This window comes from Streptomyces sp. NPDC093260 (genome assembly GCF_040683715.1).
Classification (GTDB): Bacteria; Actinomycetota; Actinomycetes; order Streptomycetales; family Streptomycetaceae; genus Streptomyces; species Streptomyces sennicomposti.
Genome location: NZ_JBFBEK010000020.1, coordinates 119,350 through 134,280, shown reverse-complemented (window position 1 = coordinate 134,280; position 14,931 = coordinate 119,350). Strand labels below are relative to the sequence as shown.

The 14,931-nt window shown below is 73.7% G+C and carries 12 protein-coding genes and 1 rRNA gene; 8 read left to right on the top strand and 5 right to left on the bottom strand.

Translation table 11 applies throughout. The features are described from left to right. A 5S ribosomal RNA gene (gene rrf / locus AB0N63_RS24635) occupies window positions 1-91 on the top strand; the annotation flags it as partial. Window positions 92-183: 92 nt separating this feature from the next. Here the strand turns inward: rrf and AB0N63_RS24630 are convergent. From AB0N63_RS24630 to AB0N63_RS24610, 5 genes are read right to left on the bottom strand one after another with little or no spacing between them, the layout of a single operon-like run. Beyond that, window positions 184-1,494: a DUF58 domain-containing protein gene (locus tag AB0N63_RS24630; protein WP_365531493.1), complete on the bottom strand. Its 1,311-nt coding sequence runs from the start codon at window positions 1,492-1,494 to the stop codon at window positions 184-186. Next, window positions 1,494-2,483 (bottom strand): MoxR family ATPase, encoded by a 990-nt coding sequence (locus AB0N63_RS24625; RefSeq protein ID WP_365531491.1) that lies wholly within the window; start codon window positions 2,481-2,483, stop codon window positions 1,494-1,496. The genes AB0N63_RS24630 and AB0N63_RS24625 overlap by 1 nt, the downstream gene beginning before the upstream one ends. Then, a complete protein-coding gene (locus AB0N63_RS24620; RefSeq protein ID WP_365531490.1) occupies window positions 2,483-3,700 on the bottom strand; it encodes a DUF4350 domain-containing protein in 1,218 nt (405 codons plus the stop codon). Before AB0N63_RS24620 ends, AB0N63_RS24625 begins: the two co-directional genes overlap by 1 nt. Next, complete coding sequence (locus tag AB0N63_RS24615; protein ID WP_365531488.1) at window positions 3,697-4,479, bottom strand: DUF4129 domain-containing protein; 783 nt, start codon at window positions 4,477-4,479, stop codon at window positions 3,697-3,699. The genes AB0N63_RS24620 and AB0N63_RS24615 overlap by 4 nt, the downstream gene beginning before the upstream one ends. A 4-nt stretch (window positions 4,480-4,483) precedes the next feature. Then, on the bottom strand, window positions 4,484-5,851 hold the full coding sequence (locus AB0N63_RS24610; RefSeq protein WP_365531486.1) for a glycerophosphoryl diester phosphodiesterase membrane domain-containing protein: 1,368 nt from the start codon (window positions 5,849-5,851) through the stop codon (window positions 4,484-4,486). Between the two features lie 140 nt (window positions 5,852-5,991). Between AB0N63_RS24610 and mtnA the strand changes: the two genes are divergently transcribed. The 7 genes from mtnA to AB0N63_RS24575 all read left to right on the top strand — a co-directional run bounded on the left by mtnA (window position 5,992) and on the right by AB0N63_RS24575 (window position 14,906). Next, a complete protein-coding gene (gene mtnA, locus AB0N63_RS24605) occupies window positions 5,992-7,134 on the top strand; it encodes an S-methyl-5-thioribose-1-phosphate isomerase (RefSeq protein ID WP_365531483.1) in 1,143 nt (380 codons plus the stop codon). 139 nt (window positions 7,135-7,273) lie between these two features. After that, the gene (mtrA, locus tag AB0N63_RS24600) at window positions 7,274-7,963 is read left to right on the top strand and encodes a two-component system response regulator MtrA (RefSeq protein WP_361414930.1); all 690 of its coding nucleotides are present in this window, start codon (window positions 7,274-7,276) and stop codon (window positions 7,961-7,963) included. A 1-nt stretch (window position 7,964) separates the two neighbouring features. Further along, window positions 7,965-10,082 carry an MtrAB system histidine kinase MtrB gene (mtrB, locus tag AB0N63_RS24595; RefSeq protein WP_365531481.1) on the top strand — a complete coding sequence of 706 codons (2,118 nt, stop codon included), beginning with the start codon at window positions 7,965-7,967 and terminating at the stop codon, window positions 10,080-10,082. After that, complete coding sequence (locus AB0N63_RS24590; protein WP_365531479.1) at window positions 10,072-11,922, top strand: LpqB family beta-propeller domain-containing protein; 1,851 nt, start codon at window positions 10,072-10,074, stop codon at window positions 11,920-11,922. Before mtrB ends, AB0N63_RS24590 begins: the two co-directional genes overlap by 11 nt. Before the next feature lie 149 nt (window positions 11,923-12,071). Beyond that, window positions 12,072-12,896 carry a ComF family protein gene (locus AB0N63_RS24585; RefSeq protein ID WP_365531477.1) on the top strand — a complete coding sequence of 275 codons (825 nt, stop codon included), beginning with the start codon at window positions 12,072-12,074 and terminating at the stop codon, window positions 12,894-12,896. 325 nt (window positions 12,897-13,221) lie between these two features. After that, entirely contained in the window at window positions 13,222-13,914 is a 693-nt protein-coding gene (gene raiA / locus AB0N63_RS24580; RefSeq protein WP_365531475.1) for a ribosome-associated translation inhibitor RaiA, read from the top strand. Between the two features lie 248 nt (window positions 13,915-14,162). Then, on the top strand, window positions 14,163-14,906 hold the full coding sequence (locus tag AB0N63_RS24575) for a response regulator transcription factor (RefSeq protein ID WP_365531473.1): 744 nt from the start codon (window positions 14,163-14,165) through the stop codon (window positions 14,904-14,906). Window positions 14,907-14,931 lie beyond the last annotated feature (25 nt).

Sequence of the window (14,931 nt, the reverse complement as noted above, 5' to 3'; positions counted from 1 at the left end):
GCCCGGTTACATTCCGAACCCGGAAGCTAAGCCTTTCAGCGCCGATGGTACTGCAGGGGGGACCCTGTGGGAGAGTAGGACACCGCCGAACAATTTTTGGGGAAACCCCGCACCGTATGGTGCGGGGTTTTCCGCGTTTCAGGGGTCGGAGACCCCTCCTCAGAGGTCCGCAGGCTCACGGATTCAGAGGCGGCCGGCCGCCTTGAGGGCGAGATAGGCGTCCGCCAGTGCGGGTGCCAGGTCGTCCGGTGTCGCGTCCACGACCGTCACCCCATGTCGGCGGAGCTGCTCGGCGGTGCGCCGGCGTTCCGCCTGCGAGCGGGCCGCTGCCGCCGCTTCGTAGACCGCGTCCACGTCACCCCGGGCCTCGGCCATCCCCGCGACGTGCGGGTCTGCCACCGAGGCCACCAGCACCGTGTGCCGTTTGGTGAGTTGGGGAAGCACGGGCAGGAGGCCTTCCTCGACGGGCGCCGGGTCCAGGCTGGTGAGGAGGACGATCAGCGAGCGGCGAGGCGCTGTGCGCAGTGCGGCGGCCGTCAGGCCCCGGGCGTCCGTCTCGACGAGTTCCGGCTCCAGCGTCGCCAGCGTGTCGACCAGGGACGGCAGGAGGTTGTTCGCGGTGCGGCCCTGGACCAGGGCGCGAACCCGGCGGTCGTAGGCGAGCAGGTCGACTCGGTCGCCGGCGCGTGAGGCGAGGGCCGCCAGGAGCAGGGCGGCGTCCATGGCCGCGTCCAGGCGGGGGGCGTCGCCCACCCGGCCGGCGGAGGTGCGGCCGGTGTCGAGGACCAGCAGGATGTGCCGATCGCGTTCGGGACGCCAGGTGCGTACGGCGACCGTGGTCTGACGGGCGGTGGCGCGCCAGTCGATGGAACGGGTGTCGTCGCCGGGGACGTACTCGCGCAGGCTGTCGAACTCGGTGCCCTCGCCGCGGGTGAGGACACTGGTGCGGCCGTCGAGTTCGCGCAGTCGGGCGAGTTTGGACGGCAGGTGCTTGCGGCTGGTGAACGGTGGCAGGACCCGTACCGTCCAGGGGACTTCGTGGGCGCCCTGGCGGGAGACGAGGCCGAGCGGGCCGTAGGAGCGGATGGTGACGCGGTCGGCCTGGCGGTCGCCGCGGCGGGTGGGGCGCAGCCGGGTGGTGAGGCGGCGGCGTTCGCCCCGCGGCACCGTCAGGCGGTGGCGTGAGGCCGTCGTCTCGGTGCCGGGCTGCCAGCTGCTCGGCGGCCAGGCGTCGCGCAGTTCGGCCCGCAGCGGGCGCCGGGTGGTGTTGGTGACGGTGAGGCTGATGTCGGCGGTCTCGCCCAGACGGGCCGATGTGTCGCCGGAGCGGGTCAGACCGAGGCCTCGTACGGGGGCCGCGAGGGCGTAGTCGCAGGCGCAGGCGAGGGCCAGGGGCGCGTTGACGGCGAGGACGCCGGTCCAGCCGGCGTCCCAGAGGCCGACGGGGAGGGCGCCGAGGGCCGCGAGGAGCGCGGTGCGTCCGGTGAGGGCCATCAGCGGGGGACCGGGACGTGGGCGAGGATCGCGTTGATCACCGAGTCGGCGGTGACGCCCTCCATCTCCGCCTCGGGGCGCAGCTGCACGCGGTGGCGCAGAGTGGGCAGGGCGAGGGCCTTGACGTCGTCGGGGATGACGTAGTCGCGGCCGGTCAGCCAGGCCCAGGCGCGGGAGGTGGACAGCAGGGCGGTGGCGCCGCGCGGGGAGACGCCGAGGGTGAGGGAAGGCGATTCGCGGGTGGCGCGGCAGAGGTCGACGACGTAGGCGGCGATCTCGGGGGAGACGGTGGTCTTGGCGATCGCCGCGCGGGCCGCGTCGAGGTCGGCGGGCCCGGCGACGGGGCGTACGCCGGCGGCGCGCAGGTCGCGCGGGTCGAAGCCGGCGGCGTGGCGGGTGAGGACGTCGATCTCGTCCTGCCGGGAGGGCAGGGGGATGGTCAGTTTGAGCAGGAAGCGGTCCAGCTGTGCTTCGGGGAGGGGGTAGGTGCCCTCGTACTCGACGGGGTTCTGGGTGGCGATGACGAGGAAGGGGTCGGGGAGGGCGCGCGGGGTGCCGTCGACCGTGACCTGGCGCTCTTCCATGGCCTCCAGAAGCGAGGACTGGGTCTTGGGCGGGGTGCGGTTGATCTCGTCGGCGAGCAGGAGGTTGGTGAAGACCGGGCCGGGCTGGAAGGAGAAGGCGGCGGTGCGTGCGTCGTAGACGAGGGAGCCGGTGACGTCGCTGGGCATCAGGTCAGGGGTGAACTGGACGCGCTTGGTGTCGAGTTCGAGTGCGGCGGCGAGGGTGCGGACGAGAAGCGTCTTGGCGACTCCGGGGACGCCTTCGAGCAGGACGTGGCCGCGGCACAGCAGCGCGACGACGAGACCGGTCACGGCGGGGTCCTGGCCGACCACGGCCTTGGCGATCTCGGCGCGCAGGCCTTCGAGCGCGGACCGGGCGGCGGACGCGTCCCCGGGGTGCCCGGCGTTGTCAGTGGTCGGGTCCATCATGGACGGCGTACCTCTCTTTCGAGGGCGTCGAGTCGGTCGGCGAGGGAGACGAGGGCCGCGTCGTCGCCGGGCGGCGGGCCGAAGAGGAGGTCGTGCAGGGGCTGTGCGGCGCCGGCGCCGTCGAGGTGGGCGGACAGCGCGGGCAGCAGGGTCTCGGGCGTGTGCGCCCGGGTGGCGGGGACGCCGACGAGGGGGGCGAGGCGGGTGCGGGTGGCGGTGCGCAACGCGGTGGCGGCGCGGTCGCGGGCGTTCACCTTGCGGTAGAGGCGGGCGCGGCCTTCGACGGTTTCGGAGGCGCGGATCGCGACGGGGAGTCTTTCGAGGACGAGGGGGCCGAACCGGCGGGAGCGCCACAGGGCGGCCAGGGCGGCGGCGATGAACAGCTGGAGCGTGCCCCACAGCCAGCCGGAGGGGAGCAGGTCGAAGAAGCCGCGTTCGCCGGTGTCGGGGGCGGCCGAGTCGTCGGTGAGGGAGGGGAGGTACCAGACGAGATGAGGGCGCGAGCCGAGGAGTTGCAGGGCGAGCGAGGCGTTGCCCTGCTGGTCGAGGCGGTCGTTGTAGAGGATGTCGGGCGCGCCGAGGACGACGGTGTCGCCGCCCTGGGTCTGCGGGAGGCGCAGCAGGGTGGGCAGGTCGTCGTAGGGGTAGCAGGTGTCGGCGTCGGGTGCGGTGGTGGAGTAGCGGATGCCGCCGGTCTCCGCCCGGCCCGCGCGTCGGGCGGCGGGCAGGGCGCAGCCGGGGGCGAGCGCGGTGTCGAAGCTGGGTGCGGGGTCGGCGGTGACGCCGGGGGCGAGGCGGCCGACGGAGGGGGTGTCGGGCGCGACGAGGACGGTGCGTCCGCCGGAGGTGGTGGTCGCCGTGTGCAGCCGGGTCTGCTGGGTGCGGGTGAGCAGGTCGGGGGTGGCGATCAGGAGGGTGGTGTCCGGGCCGGCCGCGTCGCGGGCGTCGTCGAGGGTGGTGACCACGCGGGTGGTCACGCCGTGGTCGGCGAGGACGGCGGCGACGGCGTGGCTGCCGTAGGGGTCGGCGGAGCGCGGGTCGAGGCGGCCGTGCTGGTCGTTCGAGCGCAGTACGGCCAGGGTGAGGGCGCCTGCGGCCAGCAGGACGAGGGCGAGGACGATGCCGCGCGCGCGGGTCCAGGTCTGGCGGGCGGTGGGGGTGACGGAGGTGGCCGCGGTGGTGGCGGGTGCCCCGGTGGCGGTGGGCGCGGTCATCCGGCGGCTCCCTGGTGGGTGCGGGGGGCCGGGGCGCGGTCGTCGCCGTCGAGCTGAGGGCGGGTGCCTTCGAGTTCCTCGTCGACTGCGGCGATGCGCCGGTAGGACTCCTCGGTGGCGGTGCGGCCGCCGTATGTGACGTCGTCGAAGTCGCGGGCGGCGGCGTGCAGGCGGTCGTTGTGCCCGGGCAGGGTGCGGCCGGCCTCCGCGGCGGCCTCGTCGGCGGTGCGGCCGGGGCGGGTGTCGAGGAGGGCGCGTTCCTCCAGGGAGCGGACGAGGGCGCGCATGCGTTCCTGGAGGGCCTGGCTCCAGTGGCCCTGGGCGGCGTGCGCCTCGGCGGCGGCGCGGTGCTCGGCGGCGCTGCGGGGGCGGTGGTCGAACAGGGCGGCGGCGGAGACGGGCCCGCGGCGCGGGCTGCCGAGCCGCCACCACAGGGTGCCGAGCACCGCGAGGACGGCCACGATGACGACGACCAGGCCGGTGGCGCCGCCCGGTGTCGCGGCCGACGCCGAGCCGAACAGCTTGCCGATCCAGTCCCAGAGGTGGTCGAGGGCGCGCTGCAGCAGGCCGGGGTCGTTCTCGTGGTACATCCGCTTGGACAGCTCGCGCCGGGCCGCCTCCCGCGCGGGGTCGCGCGGGAGGGTGACAGGGGGTTCGCCGTCGGAGCGCGCCTGGCCGAGCAGAGTGTGGGCGCGGGCGGGCAGCAGCGGTCGTACGGCTCGGTGTGCCGCCTGCCCGAGGGCGGGCAGCGCGGTGAGAACTCCCCCCGGCGAGTTCACGGCATCAGCTCCCCGAGGCGGGTGCGCCGGGGCTCTGGACACCCGCCGCGCGGGCCAGTTCGAGGTCGAGGGCCTCGCGGCGGATGCGCTGGTCGATGTAGAGGAGCACGGTGACGCCGGCGCTGACCGGGAACTTGATCATGGAGCCGATCACCGCTCCGACGCCGCTGACCAGGAGGTAGGTCCAGCTGATGTTGCCGGTGCCGTTCAGGACGCCGGAGACGCCCTCGTCGGTCATCGCCGCGCCGACGAGGCCGAACGGGATGGCGATCACCGCGGAGAGGATGCCGGCGATGAGGGCGGCCAGCAGCTGGATGCCGAAGATCCGCCACCAGGCGCCCTTGACCAGCTTGGCCGAGCGGCTCATCGCCTTCCTGACGCCCTGCTTCTCCAGCATCAGCGCGGGCGAGGCCAGGGAGAAGCGGACCGCCAGCCAGATCGCGACCACGCCGGCGCCCAGGACGCCCAGGACGGCGATGCCGGTGCCCGCGACGGGCGATCCGGACAGGCTCACGAGGACGCCGGGCACGAGGCCGACGGCGAAGACGCCGACGCCGATGAGCAGCAGGAGGAGGATCAGGCCGAACAGCTTGAGGATCCGCGGGCGCGAGTCGCGCCAGGCCTCGGCGACGGTGATCTCCTTGCCGAGGACCGCACGGCTGGTGACCGTGGTGAGCAGCGCGGTGGCCAGGACGGTGCCGACCAGGGTGACCAGGAAGACGACGCCGGAGCCGAGTGCCGCGCTGCGCATGGCGCGCAGCAGTTCGCCGGTGGTGGCGTTCGGGTCGTCGAGGGCGTCGGTGCCGGCGCTGCCGAGGACCAGGCGCTGCACCAGGATGAGGACGATCTGGGTGACGACCGCGACGGCCAGGGAGATGCCGAGGACGGTGCGCCAGTGGGTGCGCATGGTGGAGACGGCGCCGTCGAGTATCTCGCCCACGCCGAGTGGGCGCAGCGGGATCACGCCGGGCTTGGCCGCGGGCGGCGGGCCGCCCCAGCCTCCTCCCCAGGCGCCGTAGCCGGGGCCGCCCCAGCCCCCGGGGCCGCCGCCGTAGCCGCCGGGTGTGCCGTAGCCGCCGGGGCCGCCCGCGGGCGCCGTGCCCCAGCCGGGGGCCGGGGGCGGCGGGGGCGGGGTCTGGCCGGTCCCGCCGGGGGACTGGCCGGCCGGGGCGCCGGTGGGCGCGGACCACTGGCCTGCGGGCGGCTGTTCCTTGGACCACTTCACGCCGGGGCCCGCCGGGGGCGTGCCCGGCCGGTCCGCGGGCTGCGCGGGAGCGGGGCGGTCGGCGGCGTCGCCAGGTCCGGGCGTGCCGGGACGCTGGTCGTCGGACGGGGCCGATCCGGGCGAGGACCAGCCCGGAGTGTCGTTCATCGTCGCTCCTTCACGGTGCCCGTCCGCGGTCGCGGCGGCAGGTTGGCTGCCATCGTGCCATGGGGTGGTCTTCGGGTGACCGGCAGCGGTAGGGGCTGTGGCGCTTCTATTGTCCGGGGGATACGGGGAAGACTGACGGCATGGCTGATCAGTACGCGCAGACTCGTGAGGACAATCGGCCGGCGGGTTCCCCGGCCATCCGCTGGGAGGAGCTGCCCGAGGGTCCGGTCGTGGTGCTCCTCGACCAGACCAGGCTGCCCGTCGAAGAGGTCGAGCTGGTGTGCACGGACGCGCCCGCGCTGGTCGAGGCGATCCGGACGCTGGCCGTGCGCGGGGCGCCGCTGCTCGGCATCGCCGGGGCCTACGGGGTCGCGCTCGCCGCCGCCCGGGGATTCGACGTGGACGACGCCGCCGCCGCGCTCGCCGGGGCCCGGCCCACGGCGGTGAACCTGTCGGTCGGGGTGCGCCGGGCGCGGTCCGCCTACCAGGCCGCGCTCGAACGGACCGGTGATCCGCGCCAGGCCGCCCCGGCGGCGCTGGCCGCGGCTCGGCAGCTGCACCAGGAGGACGCCCGGGCCAGCGCCCGGATGGCCGAGCACGGGCTGGCGCTGCTGGACGAGCTGCTGCCCGGCGGCGGGCACCGCGTCCTCACCCACTGCAACACCGGCTCGCTGGTGTCGGGCGGTGAGGGCACGGCGTTCGCGGTGGCGCTCGCCGCGCACCGGGCCGGGCGGCTGCGTCGGCTGTGGGTGGACGAGACCCGGCCGCTGTTCCAGGGCGCCCGGCTGACCGCGTACGAGGCGGCCCGCAACGATCTGTCGTACACGCTGCTCACCGACAACGCGGCCGGATCGCTGTTCGCGGCCGGCGAGGTGGACGCGGTGCTGGTGGGCGCGGACCGGATCGCGGCGGACGGCTCGGTGGCCAACAAGGTGGGCACGTACCCGCTGGCGGTGCTCGCCCGCTACCACCACGTGCCGTTCGTCGTGGTCGCCCCGGTGACGACGGTGGACCTGGACACCCCGGACGCGGGGTCCATCGAGGTGGAGCAGCGGCCCGGGTACGAGGTGACCGAGCTGATCGCGCCGCAGATGCCGGTGACGGGGGCGGGCAGCGGCATCCCGGTGGCACCGCTGGGGACGCAGGCCTACAACCCGGCGTTCGACGTCACCCCGCCCGAACTGGTGACCGCGATCGTCACCGAGGAGGGGGCGCTGTCGCCGGTGACCGGAAAGGGACTCGCCGAGCTGTGCGCACGGTCGCGGCAGGCGGGGGCCGAGTGAGGGGGCGGCGGGGCCCGGTTCCGTAGCGGTCCGCGGCGGTGTTCTCCGGTCGAGGGCAGACAGTGACGGCTCGATACGACTATCGTCACAGGCCAGTGAGCTGCCTCACCTGGATCTTCGCAGCCGTTACGAGAATGGGATGATGTCGTTCATGAAGGGACGAGTCCTTGTCGTCGACGACGACACCGCACTGGCCGAGATGCTCGGGATCGTGCTGCGTGGTGAAGGTTTCGAGCCGTCTTTCGTAGCCGACGGCGACAAGGCGCTGGCCGCTTTCCGGGAGGCGAAGCCCGATCTGGTGCTGCTGGACCTGATGCTGCCCGGTCGGGACGGCATCGAGGTGTGCCGCCTGATCCGGGCCGAGTCCGGTGTGCCGATCGTGATGCTGACGGCCAAGAGCGACACCGTCGACGTCGTCGTGGGCCTGGAGTCCGGCGCCGACGACTACATCGTGAAGCCGTTCAAGCCCAAGGAGCTGGTCGCCCGTATCCGGGCGCGGCTGCGCAGGTCGGAGGAGCCGGCGCCGGAGCAGCTGGCCATCGGCGACCTCGTCATCGACGTGGCCGGGCACTCCGTGAAGCGGGACGGCCAGTCCATCGCGCTGACCCCGCTGGAGTTCGACCTGCTGGTCGCCCTCGCCCGCAAGCCGTGGCAGGTGTTCACCCGTGAGGTGCTGCTGGAGCAGGTGTGGGGCTACCGCCACGCGGCGGACACCCGCCTGGTCAACGTGCACGTCCAGCGGCTGCGTTCCAAGGTCGAGAGGGACCCGGAGAAGCCGGAGATCGTGGTGACCGTCCGTGGTGTCGGCTACAAGGCCGGACCGAGCTGACATGTCCGGGGACAGTGCCGCTTCGGCGTCCGGACGGTCCGGAACCCGCACGGGGCGGCCTGTCGGCCGGACGGGTGCGGACTCCGGCTGGGGACGCCTCCTGAAGGGCGGGCTGCTGCACGGAGGCGTGCAGGGCAGCCCGGTGCTGCGTCTGCTCATACGGTGGGTGCGCCGGCCGCTGCTGCCGGTCATGCGGCTGTGGCGGCGCAACATCCAGCTCAAGGTCGTCGCCACCACGCTGCTGATGTCGCTCGGCGTGGTCCTGCTGCTCGGCTTCGTCGTGATCGGGCAGGTGCGCAACGGGCTGCTGGACGCCAAGGTGAAGGCGTCGCAGAGCCAGGCCACCGGCGGATTCGCGGTCGCCAAGCAGAAGGCCGACGAGGCCGCGGCCGGTACCGCCGGCGACGACGCCTCGGGCGACGGCCGCGCCTCCCAGAACCTCATCTCCTGGATGAGCGAGCTGGTCTCCTCGCTCTCCAGCGGAGGCCAGGGCGCCTTCGACGTCGTCACGCTCCCCACCGACGACGGCACCGGCGGGCGCGGCCCGCGCGCCTCCGGCCGGGTGGACCCCACCGCGAGCGTCCCCGAGGACCTGCGGGCGCGGATCAACGGCAGCATGACCGCCGCGCAGAGCTACACCCGCATCGTCTACAAGGACACCGACAAGAAGCCGCAGCCCGCGCTGGTCATCGGCAAGCAGGTCAACGACCCCAACGGCGACCCGTACCAGCTGTACTACCTCTTCCCGCTCAGCCAGGAGGAGAAGTCGCTCAGCCTGGTCAAGGGGACGCTGGCGACGGCGGGCCTGTTCGTCGTCGTCCTGCTCGGCGCCATCGCCTGGCTCGTGGTGCGCCAGGTCGTCACACCCGTGCGGATGGCCGCCGGGATCGCCGAGCGGCTGTCGGCCGGGCGGCTCCAGGAGCGGATGAAGGTCACCGGCGAGGACGACATCGCCCGGCTCGGCGAGGCCTTCAACAAGATGGCGCAGAACCTCCAGCTGAAGATCAACCAGCTGGAGGACCTGTCGCGGATGCAGCGCCGCTTCGTCTCCGACGTCTCGCACGAGCTGCGGACGCCGCTGACGACCGTGCGGATGGCCGCCGACGTCATCCACGAGGCGCGCGAGGACTTCGACCCGGTCACCGCCCGTTCGGCGGAACTCCTCCTCGACCAGGTGGACCGGTTCGAGTCGCTGCTCGCCGACCTGCTGGAGATCAGCCGCTTCGACGCGGGCGCGGCGGCACTGGACGCCGAGCCGATCGATCTGCGCGAGGTCGTCCGGCGGGTGGTCAGCGGCGCCGAACCGCTCGCCGAACGCAAGAGGACCGTGATCCGCGTCGTCGGCGACCAGCAGCCCGTGGTCGCCGAGGCCGACGCACGCCGCGTGGAGCGTGTCCTGCGCAACCTCGTCGTCAACGCCGTCGAGCACGGCGAGGGCCGGGACGTCGTCGTCAAGCTCGCCGCGGCGGGCGGCGCGGTCGCCGTCGCGGTCCGCGACTACGGCGTCGGGCTCAAGCCGGGCGAGGCGACCCGCGTCTTCAGCCGCTTCTGGCGCGCCGACCCGGCACGCGCGCGTACCACCGGCGGCACGGGCCTCGGCCTGTCCATCGCCCTGGAGGACGCCCGGCTGCACGGCGGCTGGCTGCAGGCGTGGGGCGAACCGGGCGGCGGCTCGCAGTTCCGGCTGACGCTGCCGAGGACGGCGGACGAACCGCTGCGCGGCTCGCCGATCCCGCTCGAACCCAAGGACTCGCGCCGCAACCGGGGCGTCGTCGGCGACGGCGCCTCGCAGGGCGGCGGCAAGCCGGCCACCGTACCGGCGCAGCAGACCGGCGAGCGGACGGCGGCGGGCCGGGGCCCGATAGGGGCCCGCCCGGCCGCTCCGGCGCCCACCGCCGACCCGACGGCGTTGCCCGGCAACGGCGCGCGCGTGGTGCCCCGGCCCGCCTCCGGCGGCCGGCGGCCCGAGACGGCGTCCGGCCCGGACAGGGCGGTCGGCGTGGACACGGCGGCAGGCCCGGAGACGGCGAAGGAGCACGGCGCGGGCGGTACCGCGGACCCGGAGGGAGCCGGGGCGCGGGACGCGAGGCAGCAAGGGGAGGCATTTCGTGGGCGCTGAGCGCGAGGGGGGCGCGCGGCGTCGGCCGATGCGCGCGGTGGCGTACGCCGCCTGTGGAACGGTCCTGCTGGCCGGGTGCGCCTCGATGCCCGACAGCGGGGACCTGCGCAATGTGGAGTCCACCCAGCGGCAGGACGCCGAGGTGCGCGTGTTCGCCATGCCGCCGCGCGAGGACGCCCCGCCCGCGGAGATCGTGCAGGGCTTTCTGGAGGCGCTGACCAGCGACGATCCCACGTATGCGACGGCACGCCAGTATCTGACCGGGGCGGCCTCGCGGCAGTGGGACCCGCAGGAGTCCACGACCGTGCTCGCCAACGGGCCGGACATCCGCACCGAACGCTCCACCGGGCGCGAGGACGCCGGCGACTACGCGGTCACGCTGACCGGCAGCAAGGTGGCCCGGGTGGATCGCCAGCAGTCGTACGCGCCGCTGGAGGGGCACTACGCGCAGGCGGTGCACCTGTCCCGGGACAAGAAGACCGACCAGTGGCGCATCGACGCGCCGCCGCAGGGCGTCGTCATGGGTCAGTCGGACTTCCAGCGCAACTACATGTCCGTCAACAAGTACTACTTCGCCTCGAACACCGCCTCCGGCGCCGAGGCCGCGGCGGGGACGCCGGTGGCGGCCGTCGCCGATCCCGTCTTCGTGCGCCGCCGGGTGGACGCGATGACGCAGACGGTGCGGTCCGTCCTGGCCGGGCCCACGCACTGGCTGCGGCCGGTGGTCCGGTCGAGCTTCCCGTCCGGTACGGCGCTGCGCAAGGGCGTGACCGCCCTGTCGCCCGACGACCAGAACCGGCTGACGGTGCCGCTGAACGTGACGGCGGCCCGGGTCGGCGGAGCGCGGTGCGCGGAGATGGCGACGCAGTTGCTGTTCACGCTGCAGAACCTCACCCCGACCGTGGACGCGGTGACGCTCCAGGGCGCGGACGGGCAGACGCTGTGCGCGCTCGGCGAGGACCAGGCGCGGGCCGTCGCCGCGCGCGGCGCCGAGAAGCGGCCCGAGTACCTGTACTTCCTCGACGAGAAGCGCCGACTGGTGCGGATGCCGGGCAGCGGTTCCGGCACGGGCGCCGAGCCGGTGCCGGGCGCGCTGGGCGAGGGCGTGCAGAAGCTCAGCTCGGCGGCCGTCTCCTGGGACGAGCGCACCGCCGCCGGCACCAGCTTCGACAGCAGGTCGCTGTTCGTCGGCTCGCTGGTGTCGGGCGGCCCGCTCGGCGACCCCGTGCTGCAGAGCCAGGGGAAGACCGAGGCCGATCGGCTGACCGCGCCGAGCTGGGACGCGCGTGGTGATCTGTGGATCGCCGACCGCGATCCGGCCCGGCCGCGCCTGCTGGTGCTGAAGCAGGGCGCGGGGAGTCCGCTGGAAGTGCAGGTGCCCGGCCTGGACGGGCGCGTCGACGCCGTGCGGGTGGCCGCCGACGGGGTGCGCATAGCGCTCGTCGTCCAGCACGAGGACGGCAACAGCTCCCTGGTCGTCGGCCGGATCGAGCGCGACGGGAGCGGGGACCGGCCGCTGGTGTCGGTGCTGGAACTGCGGCCCGCCGCGCCCGAGCTGGAGGACGTCACCGCCATGTCGTGGGCGGGCGACAGCCGGCTCGTGGTGGCCGGGCAGGAGCAGGGGGGCGTGCAGACGATGCGGTACGTCCAGGTCGACGGTTCGACGCCGGAGGGACCGACGCCGGCCGCGCTCACGGGCGTGCGGAAGCTCGCCGCGTCCGAGGACGAGCGGCTGCCGCTGGTGGCGTACTCGTCGGCCGACGGAATCGTCCGGCTGCCGGCCGGGGCGCAGTGGCAGAAGGTGCTCAAGGAGGGGGCGGCGCCCGTCTACCCGGGGTGACCTCAACGCCGGGGGGCGATGTTCCCGCAGGGGCGCTTCACTCGTGTGAGTGAGGCGCCGGCCGGTGCGGGCGCTGCTTTCCACAAGGGGGTCGGGCCGGGTTTTCCACAGGGGTGGCCGACGCGGTGCCGCGTCGGCACAGTGGATCTGTGCGCGGGTGGTGGCAGGACTTCACCGACCTGGTGCTGCCGGCCGAGTGCGCGGGGTGCGGCAGGCCGCGCGCGGTGCTGTGTCCCCGGTGTCGTGCCGTCCTCGGCGGGTCCGCGCCGCGTCGGGTGCGTCCGGTGCCGTCGCCGGCCGGGCTGCCCGATGTGCACGCCGCCGCTCCGTACGCGGACGAGGTGCGGGCGGTGCTCCTCGCCCACAAGGAGCGCGGCGCGCTGGCCCTCGCGGCCCCGCTGGGCGCGGCGCTGGCGGGCGCGGTGCGGGCCGGGCTGCGGCGGGCGTGGCTCGAACGGGGCGGGCGGCCGGTGCTGTTGGTGCCGGTGCCGTCGGCGCGGCGCGCCGTGCGGGCGCGGGGGCACGATCCGGCGCGGCGGATCGCGCTCGCGGCGGCGGCCGAGCTGCGCCGGGCGGGGACGCCGGCCAGAGCCCCGGCGGTGCTGCGGCAGCGGCGTGCCGTGGCCGACCAGTCGGGGCTGGACTCCCGGCAGCGGCTGGCCAACCTCGCCGGCGCGCTGGAGGTGATGCCGGGCGGGGTCCGGCTGCTGCGTCTGGGGCCGGTCGTCCTGGTGGACGACCTGATGACGACGGGCGCCTCGCTGGCGGAGGCGGCGCGGGCGGTGAGGTCGTCCGTGTACTCCGCGCGAGCCCGGGAAGGGATGGGGCTACGGAACTCGGGAACACGGCGAGAGGAGGAGGGCAACCGGATGTACGGCGCATCGGAAATGGCGGGTACGCACGGCGCAGGTGAAGTGATCTGCGCGGCTGTCGTCGCGTCCTCGCCGGATTCCTTCGAAATAAGCCGGAACTGACTGCGATCTTACGTCGTTGCAGGTAATGACAGGGGCAATTCACTTGAACGGAGGTACGCCGCAGTAGAGGGTGACGCCATCCGTCCGAGCGAGATATGTTCGGTTGTGAGGGAATGGCGCAGGCCGCTCCCCTCATATCGGAATGCCGTGGTGCGTGTTCGCGGGTTCGTTTTCCGCAATCGCCCGTCGGCAGGGTGGAGATCTCGCCCGCGGGGGAGGAGGAGGTGGACGTCACCGAGTCCGAGGTTCCGGACCTGACCGGAACCGGGTGCGAAAGGGAGATGCTCCGCCGTCGAAGCGGAGCGATCCGGGAACGGAGTTCTGCGTGGACATCGTCGTCAAGGGCCGCAAGACCGAGGTGCCCGAGCGGTTCCGCAAGCACGTGGCCGAGAAGCTGAACCTGGAGAAGATCCAGAAGCTCGATGGCAAGGTGATCAGCCTCGACGTCGAGGTGTCCAAGGAGCCCAACCCCCGACAGGCCGACCGGTGCGACCGAGTGGAGATCACGCTCCGCTCCCGCGGTCCGGTGATCCGGGCGGAGGCAGCGGCCAGTGATCCCTACGCGGCGCTCGACATGGCCGCGGAGAAGCTGGGCGCGCGGCTGCGCAAGCAGCACGACAAGCGGTTCTCGCGCCGCGGCGCGCGCCGGATCCCGGCGGCCGAGGTGGCCGACCACGTACCGGGTGCGGCGACGCTGACCGCCGACGGCCTGGCCGTCGGCGCGGACGAGGCGGGCCGGGTGCCCACCAAGAAGGTCGGCTCGCTGGAGGTGCAGGGGGACGGCCCCCTCGTCGTCCGCGAGAAGACCCACGTCGCTTCTGCGATGACCCTCGACCAGGCTCTCTACGAGATGGAGCTGGTCGGGCACGACTTCTATCTGTTCGTCGACTCCGAGACCAAGGAGCCCAGCGTCGTCTACCGGCGGCACGCCTATGACTACGGCGTGATCCACCTCAGGACGGACACGATGGTCGCCGAGGAGCACTCGCCCGAGGCGGGCGGGACGCTGGGCGGCTGACCGCGGCCGGTCACGGCTGATCCCGGCCGGACCCACCCGGCCGACAGTCGAGTGGTGCCCCTGGAGCGTGTGTGCGCCCCAGGGGCACCGGTGTGCGACCCCTTCGCGCCCCGTTCGCGCCCCGGCTTGGTCACCGCCGTGCCGACCGGACATGGAATCATGGCCGCAACGGCCCAACCGCTGGGCCGTTGCCTTGGGTTGGCCACGGCACCGCACACCCGGCCACTGCCTCAGGGGGAGGAACAACGATGACGGACAGCTTCGGACCGCCGGCCGACGAGGACGCCGACGGCGTCGCCGCGACGGGCCCGGACCCGGACGCGTCCCGCGCCGAACCGATCAGGGTCCTCGTCGTGGACGACCACGCCCTCTTCCGCCGCGGCCTGGAGATCGTGCTCGCCGCCGAGGAGGACATCCAGGTCGTCGGTGAGGCGGGCGACGGCGCCGAGGCCGTCGACAAGGCCGCCGACCTGCTGCCCGACATCGTGCTGATGGACGTGCGGATGCCCAAGCGCGGCGGGATCGAGGCGTGCACCTCGATCAAGGAGGTCGTCCCCAGCGCGAAGATCATCATGCTGACGATCAGCGACGAGGAAGCCGACCTCTACGACGCCATCAAGGCGGGCGCCACCGGCTATCTCCTCAAGGAGATCTCCACCGACGAGGTGGCCACCGCCATCCGCGCGGTGGCCGACGGCCAGTCGCAGATCAGCCCGTCCATGGCGTCCAAGCTGCTCACCGAGTTCAAGTCGATGATCCAGCGCACGGACGAGCGCCGTCTGGTGCCCGCGCCCCGGCTGACCGACCGCGAGCTGGAGGTCCTCAAGCTCGTCGCCACCGGGATGAACAACCGGGACATCGCCAAGGAGTTGTTCATCTCGGAGAACACCGTGAAGAACCACGTCCGCAACATTCTGGAGAAGCTCCAGCTGCACTCCAGGATGGAAGCGGTCGTCTACGCGATGCGCGAGAAGATCCTCGAGATCCGCTGAGCCCGGGAAGTCCCCGCCTCCGGGC